Source organism: Natrinema sp. CRL1, assembly GCF_059162405.1.
Window position 1 is genome coordinate 241,903 of record NZ_JBLVOY010000002.1, and the last position, 16,517, is coordinate 258,419.

General features: G+C 63.3%; 12 protein-coding genes. 7 read left to right on the forward strand and 5 right to left on the reverse strand.

Annotation, left to right across the window (positions count from 1 at the left end):
* From ACJYUO_RS06970 to ACJYUO_RS06985, 4 genes are all read left to right on the forward strand, one after another.
* Positions 1-1,227, forward strand: a complete 1,227-nt coding sequence (locus ACJYUO_RS06970; RefSeq protein WP_494344666.1) for a hypothetical protein — start codon at positions 1-3, stop codon at positions 1,225-1,227.
* A 49-nt stretch (positions 1,228-1,276) separates the two neighbouring features.
* Positions 1,277-1,462 (forward strand): hypothetical protein, encoded by a 186-nt coding sequence (locus ACJYUO_RS06975; RefSeq protein ID WP_494344667.1) that lies wholly within the window; start codon positions 1,277-1,279, stop codon positions 1,460-1,462.
* Between the two features lie 170 nt (positions 1,463-1,632).
* On the forward strand, positions 1,633-1,929 hold the full coding sequence (locus ACJYUO_RS06980) for a colicin immunity domain-containing protein (protein WP_494344668.1): 297 nt from the start codon (positions 1,633-1,635) through the stop codon (positions 1,927-1,929).
* A 759-nt stretch (positions 1,930-2,688) separates the two neighbouring features.
* Positions 2,689-3,528 carry a hypothetical protein gene (locus tag ACJYUO_RS06985; protein WP_494344669.1) on the forward strand — a complete coding sequence of 280 codons (840 nt, stop codon included), beginning with the start codon at positions 2,689-2,691 and terminating at the stop codon, positions 3,526-3,528.
* A gap of 163 nt (positions 3,529-3,691) precedes the next feature.
* Here the strand turns inward: ACJYUO_RS06985 and ACJYUO_RS06990 are convergent, their stop codons facing one another.
* Positions 3,692-4,666 (reverse strand): quinone oxidoreductase family protein, encoded by a 975-nt coding sequence (locus ACJYUO_RS06990; RefSeq protein ID WP_494344670.1) that lies wholly within the window; start codon positions 4,664-4,666, stop codon positions 3,692-3,694.
* Between the two features lie 182 nt (positions 4,667-4,848).
* Here ACJYUO_RS06990 and proS point away from each other — a divergent pair, with 182 nt between their 5' ends.
* Both proS and gltB read left to right on the forward strand, forming a co-directional pair.
* Complete coding sequence (gene proS, locus ACJYUO_RS06995) at positions 4,849-6,330, forward strand: proline--tRNA ligase (RefSeq protein WP_494344671.1); 1,482 nt, start codon at positions 4,849-4,851, stop codon at positions 6,328-6,330.
* Positions 6,331-6,743: 413 nt separating this feature from the next.
* Positions 6,744-11,303 carry a glutamate synthase large subunit gene (gene gltB, locus ACJYUO_RS07000; protein ID WP_494344672.1) on the forward strand — a complete coding sequence of 1,520 codons (4,560 nt, stop codon included), beginning with the start codon at positions 6,744-6,746 and terminating at the stop codon, positions 11,301-11,303.
* 36 nt (positions 11,304-11,339) lie between these two features.
* Here gltB and ACJYUO_RS07005 read toward each other — a convergent pair whose 3' ends face one another.
* From ACJYUO_RS07005 to ACJYUO_RS07015, 3 genes are all read right to left on the reverse strand, one after another.
* The gene (locus tag ACJYUO_RS07005) at positions 11,340-11,954 is read right to left on the reverse strand and encodes a peroxidase-related enzyme (RefSeq protein WP_494344673.1); all 615 of its coding nucleotides are present in this window, start codon (positions 11,952-11,954) and stop codon (positions 11,340-11,342) included.
* 49 nt (positions 11,955-12,003) lie between these two features.
* Complete coding sequence (locus ACJYUO_RS07010) at positions 12,004-12,414, reverse strand: GIY-YIG nuclease family protein (RefSeq protein WP_494344674.1); 411 nt, start codon at positions 12,412-12,414, stop codon at positions 12,004-12,006.
* A 74-nt stretch (positions 12,415-12,488) separates the two neighbouring features.
* Positions 12,489-13,784: a hypothetical protein gene (locus ACJYUO_RS07015; protein ID WP_494344675.1), complete on the reverse strand. Its 1,296-nt coding sequence runs from the start codon at positions 13,782-13,784 to the stop codon at positions 12,489-12,491.
* Positions 13,785-14,058: 274 nt separating this feature from the next.
* Between ACJYUO_RS07015 and ACJYUO_RS07020 the strand changes: the two genes are divergently transcribed.
* Entirely contained in the window at positions 14,059-15,408 is a 1,350-nt protein-coding gene (locus ACJYUO_RS07020; RefSeq protein WP_494344676.1) for an outer membrane protein assembly factor BamB family protein, read from the forward strand.
* Positions 15,409-15,500: 92 nt separating this feature from the next.
* On the opposite strand, the gene ACJYUO_RS07025 is transcribed toward ACJYUO_RS07020, so the two are convergent.
* Positions 15,501-16,505 carry an RAD55 family ATPase gene (locus ACJYUO_RS07025; RefSeq protein WP_494344677.1) on the reverse strand — a complete coding sequence of 335 codons (1,005 nt, stop codon included), beginning with the start codon at positions 16,503-16,505 and terminating at the stop codon, positions 15,501-15,503.
* Positions 16,506-16,517: the final 12 nt, after the last annotated feature.

The window sequence follows — 16,517 nt, forward strand, 5'->3', positions numbered from 1 at the left end:
ATGACCGACCGACTGAAAATAGAGGGCGTCGTCAAGGTGTTGTTCTACAGCACCGAACGTCTTGAGTACGAGGAGTTAGTCGAGCCAACGCTCACGATCTGCGCAGAACTGGGACTTGCCGGGAAATCGACGACACCAGTGGATCCCGACGAGGTTACGCTCACTGAGGGAAGCGGGACGTCAGTATACCTGGACAACCGGAAAGTGTCGCTCAATTTCAATCCCGAAGGGCCGGATGAGGAGCCGATAGATTCGGCGCTCACCATCTCAGCGGATGCTAACGGGATGATCTCCGCGAACGCGGATTCCGAAGACGAATACACTGGCTTCGCGCGCATCCTCGTGGAACTGATTCGCAGACTCACTCTCGAACTGGATCCATTCTACGTCGCGACGTTCAATACACACTTCGCGCCAGGCATCCCCTCACCGGAGACGGTACTCGCGTTCGACGTCCCGATCGACCTCGAGCGGATCCCGTGGTTGGGCGTCTACTCCGAGCCGGTGATCGAGCAACTCGGCGGCAGAGAACACGTCATCGAGACGCCGGCGTGGAAAGTCGAGGAACTCGAGAACGGCAGCATTCTCATCATCACAACCCGAACGCCATGGAAGGGGTATCACAACAAACTCCCGGCCGACGATCATCTCTTGAGAGAGAACGGCGTCGAACGAGAAGCGACCGACGACGGATCCACCGGGCTGTCCGATCCGTTCGCCGCGCTGGACAACGGTGAGATCGGGACCGACGTCTGTGTCTATCGCGACGACATTCGCGAAGAGTTCCGCAACGAGGATCTCCATCTCGTCCCTGTGCGCATCGACGACCAGGGCGATCTCCGCCGGATCGATGACGGCACCTTCGTCCGGAACGTCGTCGAGGACGACTCGGGCGGAAAAGCCGACGTGATCGGCAGAATGCTCGACGATATCCCGGCAGACGCGACGCGCGACCAGCAGATGGTCTCGGCGTTGCTCCACGAGTCCATCCCGCCGGCGTTCATCCGCCTCGTTGAACCGGAGGGCCAGAACGTCGCCACGAAGGTGATGAACCTCGACGTCGAGACGAACAAACACGACTTGCTCGTCTCGCTCGGTCGCGTCGCCCAGCTCGAGGAGTTCGACGAAAACGAGGATCTTGAGAAGATGTGCAACGCGCTCGATAAAATTGCCGATCTCGAGAATGTCGACGGGATCGAGAAGACGCTCGAGGACTGGTTGGTCTGAACCGAACCAGCAGCTATGTATCGATGACGATATTCTTCAGGGTTAGACCGTGACCAGCAAAGACGTTCGGACGCTTGTCACAGACGAGCGCGCGCAGTTACTCGACGGGAAAGACGGTATGGATGATGCTGTCGTCACCCGGCCCAGTCGGGCACAGACAGTTGCCCTTGACCTGCTCGCGCTTGACAATATCGACGAGACTAAAGCTTGGTTTCGACCACTGATAGAGGAGTGAACCTTACACGCGATACCGAGACAGGGAACTATGTGGCCGTGGAGTTATTGTACCTCGAGACCAGGGGTAACGCCGTGCCAAACCCGATGAAGAGTTCGTCTCTGACTAGAAATTAAGTAAGAAGCAGAGGCAGCACCTCGAGGAGACGGGAGATCTATAAGAGTGAGACGATGACTGAGCAACCAGTCATATCGAAATACCGGGAGATGATACGAGGATACACCGAGGGAGAGATATCAGCTTCCGAGTTCTCTCTTAACTACTTGCGGGAATTCAAGGGTGAAACATTGACGATGTCCGACAATACGTATGAGATATTGCAGAATTTGTTTCGGAAAGCCGACGCATACTGTGAAGATCCTGAACTGCGCGAGAAAACCAGCGATGGGATCGGGGAAGCAGAGTTGAGGGAAGCAGCTATTAACGCGTCAAACAAGCTAGATCGTCGGTTAGAAGAAATCGAATAGTACTGAGGGACCAACCGCTGTAGCTCGGACCCCAAATCGAATGAAGATTTAAATGGCCGAAGGAACCGAAGTCATGGCGTTCTACACGTCTCGAATACTGAGGGGGCATCGTTGATGACGCCTTAGCCAGCAGTAAGCAAGCAGGGTAGGGGAACGTTCGGACCGCGTTTCCAAAAGGCGGAGAAGATGCCTGGGCATACATTAGTGAGAATGACGTTGGTTGGATCAACCGGGTGAGTGACGGTGGAGATAACAGTAATCCGGATATCCACCTTGATCTCCCTTCGCCGTCATCGACTGCTGGCTGGCTAGAAACCGGATCAATGCCGGCAGGCGATATACGTCTCCTGACGGGGAAACCTACTGAAGATTACGAAGAGATTGGATCATAATATGCTCAGTCTTCCATACTATACATCGACCGAAATCGAAGACATCGACGAGGCGATCAGAGAGGCCTGTGCAGCTGTCGGTCTCGAGATTGAACGAATCTCCCCGGAAGCGGTTAGTGCTAATTCACATGCATCAGAATGTATCGTCTCGTACAATGAGTGGAACTTCAGTACTACATTCGATGTACGATCCGACGACGATCGTACCGACCCAGACGCTCCCAGAGCGAAAGACTCGGAAGTACCACTGTCGAGATGTACTATCTCAGATACCCGCTGGTTCTCTGACCCCTGGGAAAACGGCATCAGCCAGGACGAGTATCAGCGGCGCGTCGATATCATCTTCGAGTTCATCTGTCGGCTCGCGATGGCGACCGATGTCGAGTACGCGCCGATGCTGGGCTTCGTGGATCCGATTCAGTGCTGGCCCACGGACTACCCGATTACCGATCACATCGAGGAACTCCCAATCTTCGGGATTTACTCCCAGTCGGCACTCGAGGATCTCGGGGGCCTCGAAGCCATGTTTGATCGATCGCCGTGGTACGTCGCAGAGCTTCCGAGCGGTCACACCGTTGTTATCCAGGAAGACTTTCCGTGGAACAAGCGCGACTGGTCACCGCCGACGGACGCGGCGTTCCTCGAAACGGCCACGTTCCCCGATTCCGGTGAGTACGCTGCCCACGACTTCGCGGACCCGTTCGCCGCTCTCGAGACGGGCACGATCGGGACCGACCTCTGCGTGCCTCGGGAAAAAATTGGTCCCGAGTTCCGCAACGAGGACCTCGAACTGGTGCGGGTTCGGGTCGACGAGCAGCGCAACCTCCGACGGCTCGACGGCGGATCGTTCGTCCGTAACGTCGTCGACGACGATCCCGGTGATCCCGCCGCGTTCATGCAGGCGATGCTCGAGGAGATTCCAGCCGGCGCTACTGTCGACGATCTGATGGTCTCGGCACTGCTCAAAGACGCGATCCCACCGGCCTTCGTCCATCTCGAGGATCCGGCCGACGAAACCATCGTCTCGAGGGCTGCGGGTCTTGACGTCGACAGTCCCAAGGTGGACCTCCTCATCAGTCTCGGCCGCGTCGCACAGGACGGTGGTACCGACGAGACGCTCCGGGAAATCGACGCGTTCCTCGACAATCTTGACGGCCTCGAGGATGTCGACGGTATCGAGCGGACGCTCGAAGAGTGGCTGGGCTGAGACTGCATCGCGGCTGCTTGCGTGGTCCGTCCCACTTGCAGTTCGGTCGGTCGTCGCCCAGTCTCGGGTACGCTTCATCGCCGACTGAGATCACGGGAATCCAAAATCGGCTCCGTCTTTGAGACCCGACGCCTGGGGCCGTGATCTCCCACGAAAGCCGTTTTTAGGGTTTCAGTACGACTTTCCCGGAACTCCTCCGATCCTCGATGTACTGGTGAGCCTCGGCCGCGTCCTCGAGCGCGAACGACTCGCCCAGAATGACCTCGAGGTCGCCGCCTGCGAACCCTTCGGTCAATTCGGGAACGGCCTGCATGACTCGCGACGGATCGTGCATCGAGGCCTGCCCGAGGTGGAACCCCTTGACCGTCTTGTTCTCGAAGAGCAGGCGCTGGTTGCTGACCTCTGCGGGAACGCCGCTTGCGACGCCGAACGTGACCATCCGGCCGAAGTGGGCCATCGCGTCGAGGCTGCGCTCGAAGACGTCGTCGCCAACGCTCTCTAAGACGAGATCGACGCCCTCGCCGTCGGTTTCTTCCTCGACGACCTCGCGGAAGTCCGTCTCGGTGTAGTTGATCGGATGATCGCAGCCCATCTCGGCCGCGAGGTCGAGTTTCTCCTGCGTGCTCGCGGTGCCGAAGACCTCAGCGCCGGCGTTCGACGCCAGTTGGACGGCGGCGGTGCCGACCCCGCCGGCTGCGGCCTGCACGAGGACGGAGTCGCCCTCCTCGAGGCCACCCCACTCGAAGAGACACGCGTGGGCGGTCAGAAACTGGACGGGAAACCCGGCCGCCTCGTCGAAACTCATCGCCTCGGGAATCGGAAAGAGCAGGTCCGCGGCGGCGGTGACGTACTCGGCGTACCCGCCGGTGTCTATCATGCCGACGACGCGGTCGCCTTCCGAGAGGTCTTCGACGCCGTCGCCGACCGCGTCGACCGTTCCCGCGGCTTCCATACCAGGGATGTAGGGCGCGTCGGGACCGCCCGGGTAGTGGCCGCGCCGTTGCATGATGTCCGCGAAGTTGATCCCCGCGGACTCGATGTCGATTCGAACCTCGCCCGCGCCGGGCTCGGGGGTCGGCACGTCGACCACCGAGAGTTCGTCGCTATCGCCGTAGGCGTCGACTTCGATCGCTTTCATCGGGGAATTATACCGGCGTGACTCGCATAAAGGTGTGAGAACCGGGGGAAACAGATGTTGTGTTTATGGTTTCTCGCCAGCGATGACGCCGGTCTGTGCCAACGCGGCCCCTTGCGATCGACTCGCGAGCGACCGTTCGCCCTTCGCATGGTTTAAGCCCGCGCTGACTGCATGTCGACACAATGAGCGACGAGAGTCAAGAACTCGGCATCACCGAGTCGAAATCGCACAAGCCCGGCGAGTGGTACGCCGAGGTCGTCCAGAAAGCCGACATCGCTGACTACGCGCCGATGGGCGGCTTCATCGTCACCAAGCCCCGCGGCTACGCCCTCTGGGAGGCCATTCAGGACTCGCTGGACAGCCGGTTCAAGGAGACCGGCGTCGACAACGTCTACTTCCCGATGTTCATCCCCGAGAGCTTCTTAGAGCGGGAGAAAGACATCGTCGAAGGCTTCGACCCCGAGGTCGCGTGGGTGACCCAGGGCGGCCACGACGAACTCGAGGAACGCCTCGCCGTTCGGCCGACCAGCGAATCGATCATCGCGCCCTTCATGGCCGACTGGACGCGCAGCCACCGCGACCTGCCGATGCGACTCAACCAGTGGTGTTCGGTGGTTCGGTGGGAGGCGACGGAGACGAAGCCGTTCTTCCGGACGAAGGAGTTCATGTGGCAGGAGGGCCACACCGCCCACGCGAGCGACGAGGGCGCGTGGGACGAGGTCTGGACCCGACTCGGTCAGTACGAAGACCTCTACGAGGATGTGCTCGCGATTCCCGTGCTGCGGGGTAAAAAGCCCGAACACGACAAGTTCCCCGGCGCGGACACCACGACGACCGTCGAGGCGCTGATGCCCGACGGCAAGTCCGTCCAGGGCGCGACCAGCCACAACCTCGGCCAGAGCTTCGCCGAGGCCTTCGACATCTCCTTCGTCGACGAAGACGAGGACGAACAGACGGCCTACACCACCTCGTGGGGCCTCTCGTGGCGCGCACTGGGCGCGCTCATCATGACCCACTCCGACGACCAGGGGCTCGTGCTCCCGCCGACGGTCGCGCCCACGCAGGTCGTCATCGTCCCCATCTGGCAGGAAGACACCAAAGAGGAGGTCCTCGAGTACTCCGAGGAAATCGCCGAGGACCTCGAGGAGGCCGGCTTCCGCGTCGAACTCGACGACCGCGACGAGCGCAATCCCGGCTTCAAGTTCAACGAACACGAACTCAACGGCGTCCCCCTCCGGTTGGAGATCGGCCCCTACGAGGTCGAGGACGAGGAGGCCACGCTTGTCCATCGCCCGGACAACGAGGAGACCGTCGAGGACCGCGACGAGATCGTCGACGCCGTCGACGAGCACCTCGAGGACATCTACGACAAACTCTACGAAGCCGCCGAGGAGACCCTCGAGGACAACGTCCGCGAGGCCCACAGTCCGGAGGACATTCTCGGAACGATCGGCAAACACGGCGGCTACGTGAAGACGCCGTGGTGTGGCGACGAGGCCTGCGAGGAGGCCATCAAGGAGAAGATCGCCGCCGAAATCGTCATGCAGCCCCTCGAGGACGAGGGCGGCTCGACGGCCGGTGAGGTCCCCGAACCCGACGCCGACGAGTGCGGCGTCTGTGGCGACCCCGCCGACGAGATCGCGTACTTCGCGAAATCTTACTGAGCGGCCCGACTTTCGTCGCCGAACCGCGTGTCTTCGCTGCCGTTTGCGGCTCGGCTCGAGCGCTGTGGGTCGCCAGATCGTGAGTGACTGTTCCACTCATACCTAATTCTTTAACCCGAGTTTGCTTACCCGGGAAGAGTGACTAGAAGCATGTGGTGTTCACTCTGGTGGGTGAACACTACGTGCCTCTGACATTCCCCGCTACCGGGACGGTCGACTTCCTGGGCGGGGGTTTGATCGAGGTTGTGACTGTCGGTTGTTCTCCGCGGTTCCGATACCATGCCGTCGATAGCCGAAGGCGTCGCATTGTATAATTAAGGGCTGCACCACTCCTTATATCGGTATATATGTGTTAATAATACACTTAGCCATAATGGGTTAGCCTCTTATAGTTGTTCTCGCTAAGGGTGTGTATGACACAGCCACAGATAGCGCCATCCACCGAGCGTTCACGGGGGCTCGCCGACCCCTCGGACGCGCGGTCGAACTGCGGGGTCGGCGTCGTCATGGACCTCGACGGGGGTGGGGGCCACGACGTCGTCGCCGACGGACTCGAACTCCTTCGCAATCTCGAGCATCGCGGAACGACCGGTGCGGAGAAAAACACCGGCGACGGTGCCGGCATCATGCTTCAGACGTCCGATTCGTTCTTCGAGAGCGTTCTCGACGCCTCCCTTCCTGAGACCTACGCCGTCGGCTCGCTCTTTCTGCCGCAGGATACCGCGGCCCGCGAGGAACTCGTCTCGCTCGTCGAGGAGACGTTCGACACCTACGACCTCGGCGTCCTCGAGTGGCGGGACGTGCCGACGGACAACGACGACCTCGGCCAGACGGCCGTCGACTCCGAACCCGATGTCTGGCAAGTCGTCGTCACGCCCGAGGACGATATTTCCGGGGACGACTTCGACCGTCGCCTCTACGTCGCCCGACGCGCCCTCGAGAACGCGGTCGAAGCCGCCGATATCGAGCACAAAGAGCGCTTCTACGTCGTCTCGCTGGACTCGAAGACCGTCGTCTACAAGGGCCTGCTGAAAGGCGTGCAGGTCCCCGCGTACTACCCCGATCTCACCGACGAGCGACTCGAGTCGACGTTCGTGATGGTCCACGAGCGGTTCTCGACGAACACGCTCGGCGCGTGGCACCTCGCCCATCCCTACCGGAACATCATCCACAACGGCGAGTTCAACACCATTCAGGGAAACATCAACTGGATGCGGGCCCGCGAGACCGACATCGAGAGCGACGTCCTCTCCGATCTCGAGGCGGTCAAGCCGATCATCGACGACCCCGATCAGTCCGACACGGCAAGCGTTGACAACGCCCTCGAACTGCTGATGCAGGACGGCCGGGACTTAGAGCACGCCCTGCGGATGCTCGTCCCCGAGGCGTGGCGCGGCGACGACGCGATGGACCCCGATCGGAAAGACTGGTACGACTTCCACGCCTCGCTGGTCGAACCGTGGGACGGACCCGCGCTCGTCGCGGCGACCGACGGCGAACGCATCGGTGCGGTCTTAGACCGCAACGGCCTTCGCCCCTGCCGGTACGACGTGACGACCGACAACCGACTCATCATGGCCAGCGAGGCCGGCGCGCTCGAGACCGAACCCGAAAACATCGAAGAGCGCGGCCGCCTCCAGCCCGGCCAGCTGTTCCTCGCAGATCCCGAGGAAGGGCGCGTCATTCCCGATGAAGAGGTCTTCGAGGACCTCACCGACGACCGTTACGGCGAGTGGGTTGCCCAGGAGCAGGTCCACCTCGACGACATTCAAACGACTGACGACCGCTCGCCCCAACAGGCCGTCGACGGCCTCCGTGACTACCAGGCCTCGTTCGGCTACACTCACGACGAACTCGAGAACCTGATCGAGCCGATGACTCAGAAGGGGAAAGACCCCGTCGGCTCGATGGGCGACGACACGCCGCTATCGGTGCTCACCGAGTTCAACCGGCCGCTGTTTTCCTACTTCAAGCAGCTGTTCGCACAGGTCACCAACCCGCCGCTCGACTACATCCGCGAGGAACTGGTCACCTCGATGGAGTCGCGGCTGGGCTTCCAGCGGAACCTGCTCGACGAGTCACCCGAACACGCCCGCCAGCTCGTCCTCGACTCGCCGATCCTGACCGACGCCGAACTCGGCTCGATCCGCGACTGCTCGGCAAACGGCATCACGGCGACGACGGTCGATATCACCTACGAGCCCGAGAGCGACGACCTCGGAACAGACCTCGAGGCCGCACTCGAGCGGGTGCGAGCGGACGCCGTCGCGGCGATCGAGGGCGGGGCCGACGTGCTCATCCTCTCCGATCGAAACGTCGACGAGGACCGGGTCGCGATCCCGAGTCTGCTGGCAACCGGCGGGGTACACCACCACCTCGTCCGTAACGGACTGCGCAACCACGTCGGACTCGTCGTCGAGTCGGCCGATCCGCGCACCGTCCACCACTTCGCGACACTGGTCGGCTACGGTGCCGGCGCGGTCAACCCCTACCTCGCGTACCAGACGATCGCGGACATCACCGCCGGCCCCGACGGTGCCGACACCGAGGTCGCCATCGACGCCTACGTCGGCGCGGTCGAGGACGGCCTGCTGAAGATCATGGCCAAGATGGGCATCTCGACCGTCGAGAGCTACCAGGGAGCCCAGATCTTCGAGGCCGTCGGACTTGATTCGGGGCTCGTAGCGGACTACTTCTCCGGCACCGAGAACCGTACCGAAGGAATCGGCCTCGCCGAGATCGAGGAAGATCTCCGCGAGCGCCACGCAGCCGCCTTCGATCACGCCGACGGCGAGGAGTCAGACCTCGACCGCCACGGCGAGTTCGAACACCGCTCCAACGGGATCCACCACCAGTGGAACCCCGACACCGTCGGCGCGCTTCAGCAGGCCGTCCGCTCGAACGACTACGAGCGCTACGGGGAGTTCGCCGAACAGATCAACGACCAACAACAGAACCTCCAGACCCTGCGCGGACTGCTCGAGTTCGACTCCGATCGCGACTCGATTCCAGTCGAGGACGTCGAGCCGATCAAGGACATCGTCCAGCGGTTCTCGACCGCCGCGATGAGTCTCGGCTCGCTCTCGCCGGAGGCTCACGAGAACAACTCGATCGCGATGAACCGGCTCGGCGGCAAGAGCAATTCGGGGGAGGGTGGCGAGCCGCCGGAGCGGTTCGACACCGAACGCGAGTGTAACGTCAAGCAGGTGGCTTCGGGCCGCTTCGGCGTCACCTCGACGTACCTCTCGAACGCCGACGAGCTACAGATCAAGATGGCCCAGGGCTCCAAGCCCGGCGAAGGTGGCCACCTCCCCGGCTCGAAGGTCAACGAGATGATCGCTCACGTCCGCAAGTCGACGCCGGGCGTCGGGCTGATCTCGCCGCCGCCGCTGCACGACATCTACTCGATCGAAGACCTCAAACAGCTGATCTTCGATCTGAAAGCAGCCAACGAGGCGGCCGACATCAACGTCAAACTCGTCTCCGAAGCCGGCATCGGCACGGTCGCCGCCGGCGTCGCGAAGGCAAACGCCGACGTGGTCCACATCTCGGGCCACTCCGGCGGCACCGGTGCCTCGCCGCGCACCTCGATTAAGAACGCCGGCCTTCCGTGGGAACTCGGCCTCGCGGAGGCAAACCAGATGCTCTGTCAGACTGGCCTCCGGGACCGCATCCGCGTCTCCGCCGACGGCGGGATGAAGACCGGCCGCGACGTCGCCGTCGCCGCCCTGCTGGGTGCCGAGGAGTACATCTTCGGCACCGCGTCGCTGGTCACCGGCGGCTGTGTCATGGCCCGACAGTGTCACAAGAACACCTGCCCGGTCGGCGTCGCCACCCAGCGCGAGGACCTGCGCAAGCGGTTCCCCGGCGAGCCAGAACACGTCATCAACTACATGACCTTCATCGCGCAGGAACTGCGCGAGATCATGGCCGAACTCGGATTCGAGACCGTCGACGAGATGATCGGCCAAGTCGACGTCTTAGCGCAACGCGACGACGTCGATCACCCGAAGGCTCGCAACGTCGACCTCTCGGAGGTGCTAGCCGACCCCGGCAGCGACGTTCGCCGGAAGATCCGCGAGCAGGACCACGAACTCGAGGACCAACTCGACCGGGATCTCATCGAGGCTGCGGCCGACGCAATCGAGGATCAGGAGCCGGTCTCGATCGAGACCGAGGTCACGAACGTCGACCGGACCGTCGGCGCGATGCTCTCGAACCGCATCACCAGCCGCTACGGCGAGTCCGGACTGCCCGAGGACACGATCGCCCTCGATGTGGACGGGACCGCCGGCCAGAGCTTCGGCGCGTTCCTCGCGAGCGGCGTCTCGATGCACTTAGACGGCAGCGCCAACGACTACGTCGGTAAGGGCCTCTCGGGCGGCAAACTGACGATCCGAACGCCCGAAACCGCGGCCTACGACCCGACCGAGAACGTCTCGATCGGCAACGTCGCACTCTACGGCGCGACCGACGGCCAACTGTACGTCAACGGCGTCGCCGGCGAGCGCTTTGCGGTACGCAACTCCGGTGCTAAAGCCGTCGTCGAAGGCGTCGGCGATCACGGCTGTGAGTACATGACCGGCGGCGTCGTCGCCGTACTCGGCGAGACGGGCACGAACTTTGCGGCCGGCATGTCCGGCGGCGTCGCCTACGTCTACGACCCCGACGACGAGTTCGCGGCCAAGGCCAACACCGGCATGGTCTCGCTCCACGACCAACTCGAGGAGAAAGACGAGCGGATGCTCCGTCGACTCGTCGAGAACCACGTCGCCTACACCGGCTCCGAGCGCGGCCAACTCCTGCTTGAGAACTGGGAGCGCGCGCTCGAGTCGTTCGTGAAGGTCATGCCCGAGGCCTACCACGAGGCGATCACCGAGCAGGGTAGCGACGACGTGCGTAACGAACTGCCCGGCGCGCCCGAGGCGGCCGCCGAGGCCGAATCGGCCAACTTCGCGGCGAGCGACGACTGACGGCGGCTTCGGTTCGTTCGTTTTTCTGCGACGCCGTCACTCGCGACCGAGCGTGTGGAACTCGTCGTTCGGCCGCATCTCGGCGAACATCGCCATCCGGTTGCTCATGTTGTAGTAGGCCGTGACAGCCCCGATGTCCCAGATGGCTTCCTCGCTGAAGCCGGCCTCGCGCAACGCCTCGAGATCGGCGGGCTCGATCTCGGTCGGCCGCTCGGTGAGTGTGACCGCGACGTCGAGCATCGTCCGGTGGGCCTCGTTGATGTCCGCGGTCCGGTAGTTCGCGATCAGCTGATCGGCCAGCGTCGGATCGTCGGCGTAGATCCGGACGAGCGCGCCGTGGGCGACGTTACAATAGTAACAGTGGTTGACGCCGGAGACGGCGACGACGATCAGCTCTATCTCCTCGCGCTCGAGAGCGGTGTCTTCGACGAGCGCGTCGTGGAACTCGAAGAAGGCCCGGAACTGCGACGGCTTGTACGCGAACGCGGCGAACACGTTTGGCGTAAAGCCAGCGCGCTCGGTCTCTTCGTCGATTCGGGCCTGCAGGTCGTCGGGCAGGTCGTCGAACGCCGGCACGGGGAATCGGCCCATGGCATCGTCGCTGAGTTCGGGATCGGTGTCGGTCGGTGCCTCGGATTCTGAATTGCTCATGGATACCGTTTCACAAGCAGCCGTAATAACGCGGCGGCGAACTCGAGTATTAGTCGTCGAGAACACCGCCCGCGTCGACCGCCGCGTCCCGAATCGCCGCCGCGTCGGGAGCCGCGAGGAGGTGTGCCTCGCAATCACAGTCCGAGGCACCGAACGCCGGAACCGGATCGCCGGGCAGCGACCCCGCTAGTTCGCATTCTCTGTCGGCGTCCGGAAACGTGATCGCGGTCTCGAGTCGGGTCGCAGAATGGCCGAGCAGGTAATCGAGATGCCAGTGGCGCGTCTCGCGCTCGCCCGCGGCGAGTTCGCGGTGGCGGTCGACGCGACTGAAGCCGCCGGGGCCGAACGCGCTGCCGACGTAAGCGTACGCGCCGGCGGGGAACTCGCGATCGCCCAGCGCGCCGACTTCGATCGTCGTCGCTCGAGTCACGTCGATCACGAGGACGTACGTGCCGCTCATATCGGCCGATCGGACGGCGGCGCAAAAACGAGCGTGTTCTCGGTTCGCAGCGGCGGCTCCGCTCGCACGCGGCGTTAGCTCGACCAGTCCTCGTCACGGGCCCGTTCCTCGTCGGCGGTGGGATCGCGTTCGTGGACGTGGCGGCGGTTGGTCATGTCGTCGTCCTGCCGTTGCTGATTTCGGTCGCCGCTCGAGCCCCGCTCTGATTCCTGGGAGTCCGTCCAGTCGCCCTGCTCGGATCGTCGGCCCTGTTGCTGGTACTCGAGACCGCCGCCGGTTTGTTGCTCTCGGTTCATGCGGCCGCTCGAGCGGTCATCGCTGCCGTACTCGCCGCCGCGGTCGAACTGCTGGGAGTCACCGTAGTCCCGCTGTGAGCGCCCGCCGCGTTGGTCACCGCCGCGGTCGCGTCCCGTTCCCGACTCGTAGCCTTCGCTGCGCTGGTGGCGACCGTATGCCGGTTGGCCCTGCTGGTACTGGCTGCCGTGTTGCTCGCCGCCCCATCGGGACCGGGTTTGCTGACCCTCGCCCCGGCTATCGCTTTGTTGGTGGTGGTGTTGGTCCCGTTGGCCCTGCGTCTGACCCGTCGAACCGGCCTGGGGTTCCCGGTTCTCGTGCCAGCGCTGTTGTGCGCCTGGTTGATTTTCGCTGCGCTGTTGGCCCTGCGTGCGGTCCTGCCGTCCCTGCTGTTCACGGCGGCCTCGCGTGTCGCCCTGTTGGGGCTGCGTATTACGCTGCTGTCCGTACTGTTCCTGCTGGTTCTGGGTAGTACGCTGTTGTCCGCGCTGTCCCTGCATGCCACCCTGCTGTCCGCCACGACGTTGCTCGTGTCGGGCTTCGCCGCCGTACTCGAGGTTCGCCTCGTCTATCGCGTCGGTTTCGAACCCGCTGCGCTGCTGGCGGTCGCCCTGTTGTCGTCCGGATTGGCCGCGCTGGCGGCCGGATTGCTGCCCTCGCTGCTGTGTCCCTTGTTGGCCGAATTGTTGGCCGCGTTGGCCGCGCTGAGTCCCCTGTTCGCGTTGCTGTTGGGACCGGCCGCGCTGCGGATAGTCGCCCTGTTCTCCGCCGGACTGCCCGCCGCGCTGGCGGTCTCGATCGATGGTCGTGCCGGAACCGCGACCCCGGCCGCTGTCGCCGGACAAACCCTGCTGGCTTTCCGTTTGCCGGCGCTCGCGCTCCCGCCGGTCGGGACCCTGCGCGCCGACATCGTCGCTACTACCGCGGCCGAACATACCGTGGAGCCAGCCGCGGTCCCCGCCCTGCCCGCTCCGACCGGTCTCTCGGCCCTGTCCCTCGCGTCGGTTCTCCGCGTCGCTCGAGCGCTCAGTTCGGTTCTCTGTCTCTCGTCGGTCGCTGTCGTATCGGTCGTTCATGGGTGTGACTGTGTGGATCGCCGATTGTGGATTGCTCGTCGATGCCGTCTCGCCCCGATCGACGCGCTGGTCGCTGGCGGTCGTAGTGCTGCGATGGGTGCTAAACCCAACGAGCGGATAAACGCTGAGCGCGCTCTCGCATGCAGGACGGAGTTGGGTTCACGAGCCGGATTCGGATCGCTCGACCGCAGTCAAGGATCGAGACCGCCTCCTTTCGGTGATTTTCTCCGAACGGCAAGTATCGTTATTACAGTCTAGTTGCTCCACCGAGACGATGGAATCCCGCAGCTCTCTCTATCGACGGCGAACGGTGCTCGCTGTCATCGGATCAGTCGCATCCGCCGGTGTCGCCGGCTGTCTCGAGGAATCCGATCCGGAATCGATGAATTCCTCGTCTACGGACGGCGACCCGCAACGCCGGACGATCGGTGACGATACCGTCGATCAGATTTTCGTCGACGCTCGGAACAGTATGTACCAACAGGGGACAACAGTCACGACGAGCGAACCGTCTCTGGCCTGGAAACAGGCTGTCGATGTCGACTACTACAGCCGGATCGGTCGCGGACCCCTTCTCTCCGAAGACTCGCTTTTCATCAGTAACCATCGAGACATTCTCGCGGCGATCTCGCGGACCGACGGCTCGGTTCGCTGGCGCTTCACCGAGACGGCCGTGGACCCGTATACCGCTCATCGTGCCTCGATAGCGCGTACTAACGGTGTCGTCGTTACTCTCGTGTTAAACAAGCGGACGCGCGACTCGGAAGTGATCGGGATCGATCCCGAAACGGGCCAGAAACAGTGGGCTATCCCGATTCCTCTCGACGAGAGCGCTGACGAACACGCAACGGCGTTCAAAGTCGACGGTGATCGGGTGTACGTCGGAACGACGACGCGGACCGACGACGGCGTTTCGAACCTGTACGTCGTCGACGTAGCGAACCGACGCGTCGAGTGGCACGTACCGCTCGCGGCCGGTAATTTGTATCCCGAGGACATGGCGATCGATGACGGAACGGTGTTTCTCACGACGGACGAGGCACCGGACGACGTGGCGAACGTCGTCGCGTTCGATTTGGGATCACGTGAACGACGCTGGGATGCGACGCTCCCGATCGGTGAAGGAATTCCCGTCGTCGATACCGATCACGTCTACCTCCCGGTGAAGGCTGCGGACGGCCCGGACAGTATCACGGCGCTGTCACGGACTGACGGAACTGTAGCGTGGCGGTTCGAACAGCGGAACGCGCCGCGAACGGGCGTGACCGTCGATGACGAGTACGTCTACGTCGTCGGCGACAATCGGCTGTACGCGCTCGAGCCGACGGACGGGACCCCGACGTGGTCGTTTCAACCCGATGGCGGGCCCAGACTGGCAGGCAGCAGTGACACACTCCCGGTCGTCACCGAAAACCTTCTCGTCGCCGGCTCGTGGCCGGGCGACGAGGCGCGAATCCGTGCGATCGACAAAGCGAGCGGCGAACTGGTATGGAAATACGACGTGCCCCACGGAACGGTCACGTCGCCGGTCGTCGCTGACGAGACGTTATGGGCGATCGGCAACGACCGTTCGGACGAAGGACCGATCACGCTGTACGCACTGGCTGATCAGGCGACGGAGTGATGACGGCGACCGAACGAGAGTCGTCTCTCGGGTAAATCTCTCCATTAGCACTCGTACCGTTCGATCCGTTCGTCCGTGTCCGTTCCGGACGGCTACCGGGGACGGTCGGGCTGGGCGGGCCCGTTCCCGAGATCGTAGACCTGTCGCGCGTCCGTATTCGGCCCGAACGCGAACAGGCCGCGTGCGGGTTCGTGTTCGTAGGTCACCCACTGGGGCAGCAACTGGGCCCCGGTCAGTTTGCGGACGGCGAGCTGTTTGAGCCGCGCCTCCGGCGTGAGTTGGTCCGTCAGTCGCAGATCGACGATCCCGTCGAAGACGTGTTCCGCCACCGGCGGGCCGCCCTGTTCGGCCGCCGTCGCGGCGGCAACGATCGGCACGAACCGGGCCTTGCAGACGGTCGCCCGAACGTCCGTGATGAACTCCCGAATCGACTGTTCGTGGAGCACCGACTCGAGGTCGTCCAGGGAGTCGATCGTGACCAGCCCGGTCTCGGTCATCTCGAGGTCGTCGAGCGCGCTGTGGAGCCTGTTTGCCACCTCGCAGCGGTCGCTCGGATCGCGCACGTCGACGATGGCGTCTTCGGCGGCCTCGCCTACGAACGTCGACCAGTCGTTGCGCTCGTCGAGGAATCTCTCCCGGTCGTCGAGCCGATAGGTGAAACAATCGATGATCCGCAGCCGGTCGTTTTCGAGCGCCGGCAGCACGTTCCAGCCGCTCTGGTAGAACCGCTCGAGCGTCGCCGTCGGCGGGTTGGCGATCGAGCAGACGATGGCGGGCTCGCCGCGCTCGAGGGCGCGCCACGCGAGTTCGAGCCCTAGTTCGGCGCGGCGGGTCCCCTCGTCGCCAGAGAGCAGGAGCAACGAGTCTGCGGGAATCCCGTTCGGAACGAGCGAGTCGAGCGGCTCGACGCCGGTCGCGACCCGTTTGTAGGCATCCGGTTCGGCCATCGTCGAGTCGCTGCCGGCGGCTTCGCGGCACGCGGTCGAACAGTATCGCCCGTCGTCGCTCTCGACGGGGTCGTCCGGGATCGGATAGTGACAGTGATCGCACTCGAGGGGATACGCTCGAGTACGGTCCGTCCGGAACTGGTCTGACATATCGAACCGCCC

Bases quoted from the DNA above. Each gene is read 5' to 3' on its own strand.
- gltB (WP_494344672.1), top strand. From the start codon at position 6,744: ATGACACAGCCACAGATAGCGCCATCCACCGAGCGTTCACGGGGGCTC.
- ACJYUO_RS06980 (WP_494344668.1), top strand. From the start codon at position 1,633: ATGACTGAGCAACCAGTCATATCGAAATACCGGGAGATGATACGAGGA.
- ACJYUO_RS07020 (WP_494344676.1), top strand. From the start codon at position 14,059: ATGGAATCCCGCAGCTCTCTCTATCGACGGCGAACGGTGCTCGCTGTC.
- ACJYUO_RS07025 (WP_494344677.1), bottom strand. From the start codon at position 16,505: ATGTCAGACCAGTTCCGGACGGACCGTACTCGAGCGTATCCCCTCGAG.
- proS (WP_494344671.1), top strand. From the start codon at position 4,849: ATGAGCGACGAGAGTCAAGAACTCGGCATCACCGAGTCGAAATCGCAC.
- ACJYUO_RS06985 (WP_494344669.1), top strand. From the start codon at position 2,689: ATGGCGACCGATGTCGAGTACGCGCCGATGCTGGGCTTCGTGGATCCG.
- ACJYUO_RS06970 (WP_494344666.1), top strand. From the start codon at position 1: ATGACCGACCGACTGAAAATAGAGGGCGTCGTCAAGGTGTTGTTCTAC.
- ACJYUO_RS07010 (WP_494344674.1), bottom strand. From the start codon at position 12,414: ATGAGCGGCACGTACGTCCTCGTGATCGACGTGACTCGAGCGACGACG.
- ACJYUO_RS07005 (WP_494344673.1), bottom strand. From the start codon at position 11,954: ATGAGCAATTCAGAATCCGAGGCACCGACCGACACCGATCCCGAACTC.
- ACJYUO_RS07015 (WP_494344675.1), bottom strand. From the start codon at position 13,784: ATGAACGACCGATACGACAGCGACCGACGAGAGACAGAGAACCGAACT.
- ACJYUO_RS06990 (WP_494344670.1), bottom strand. From the start codon at position 4,666: ATGAAAGCGATCGAAGTCGACGCCTACGGCGATAGCGACGAACTCTCG.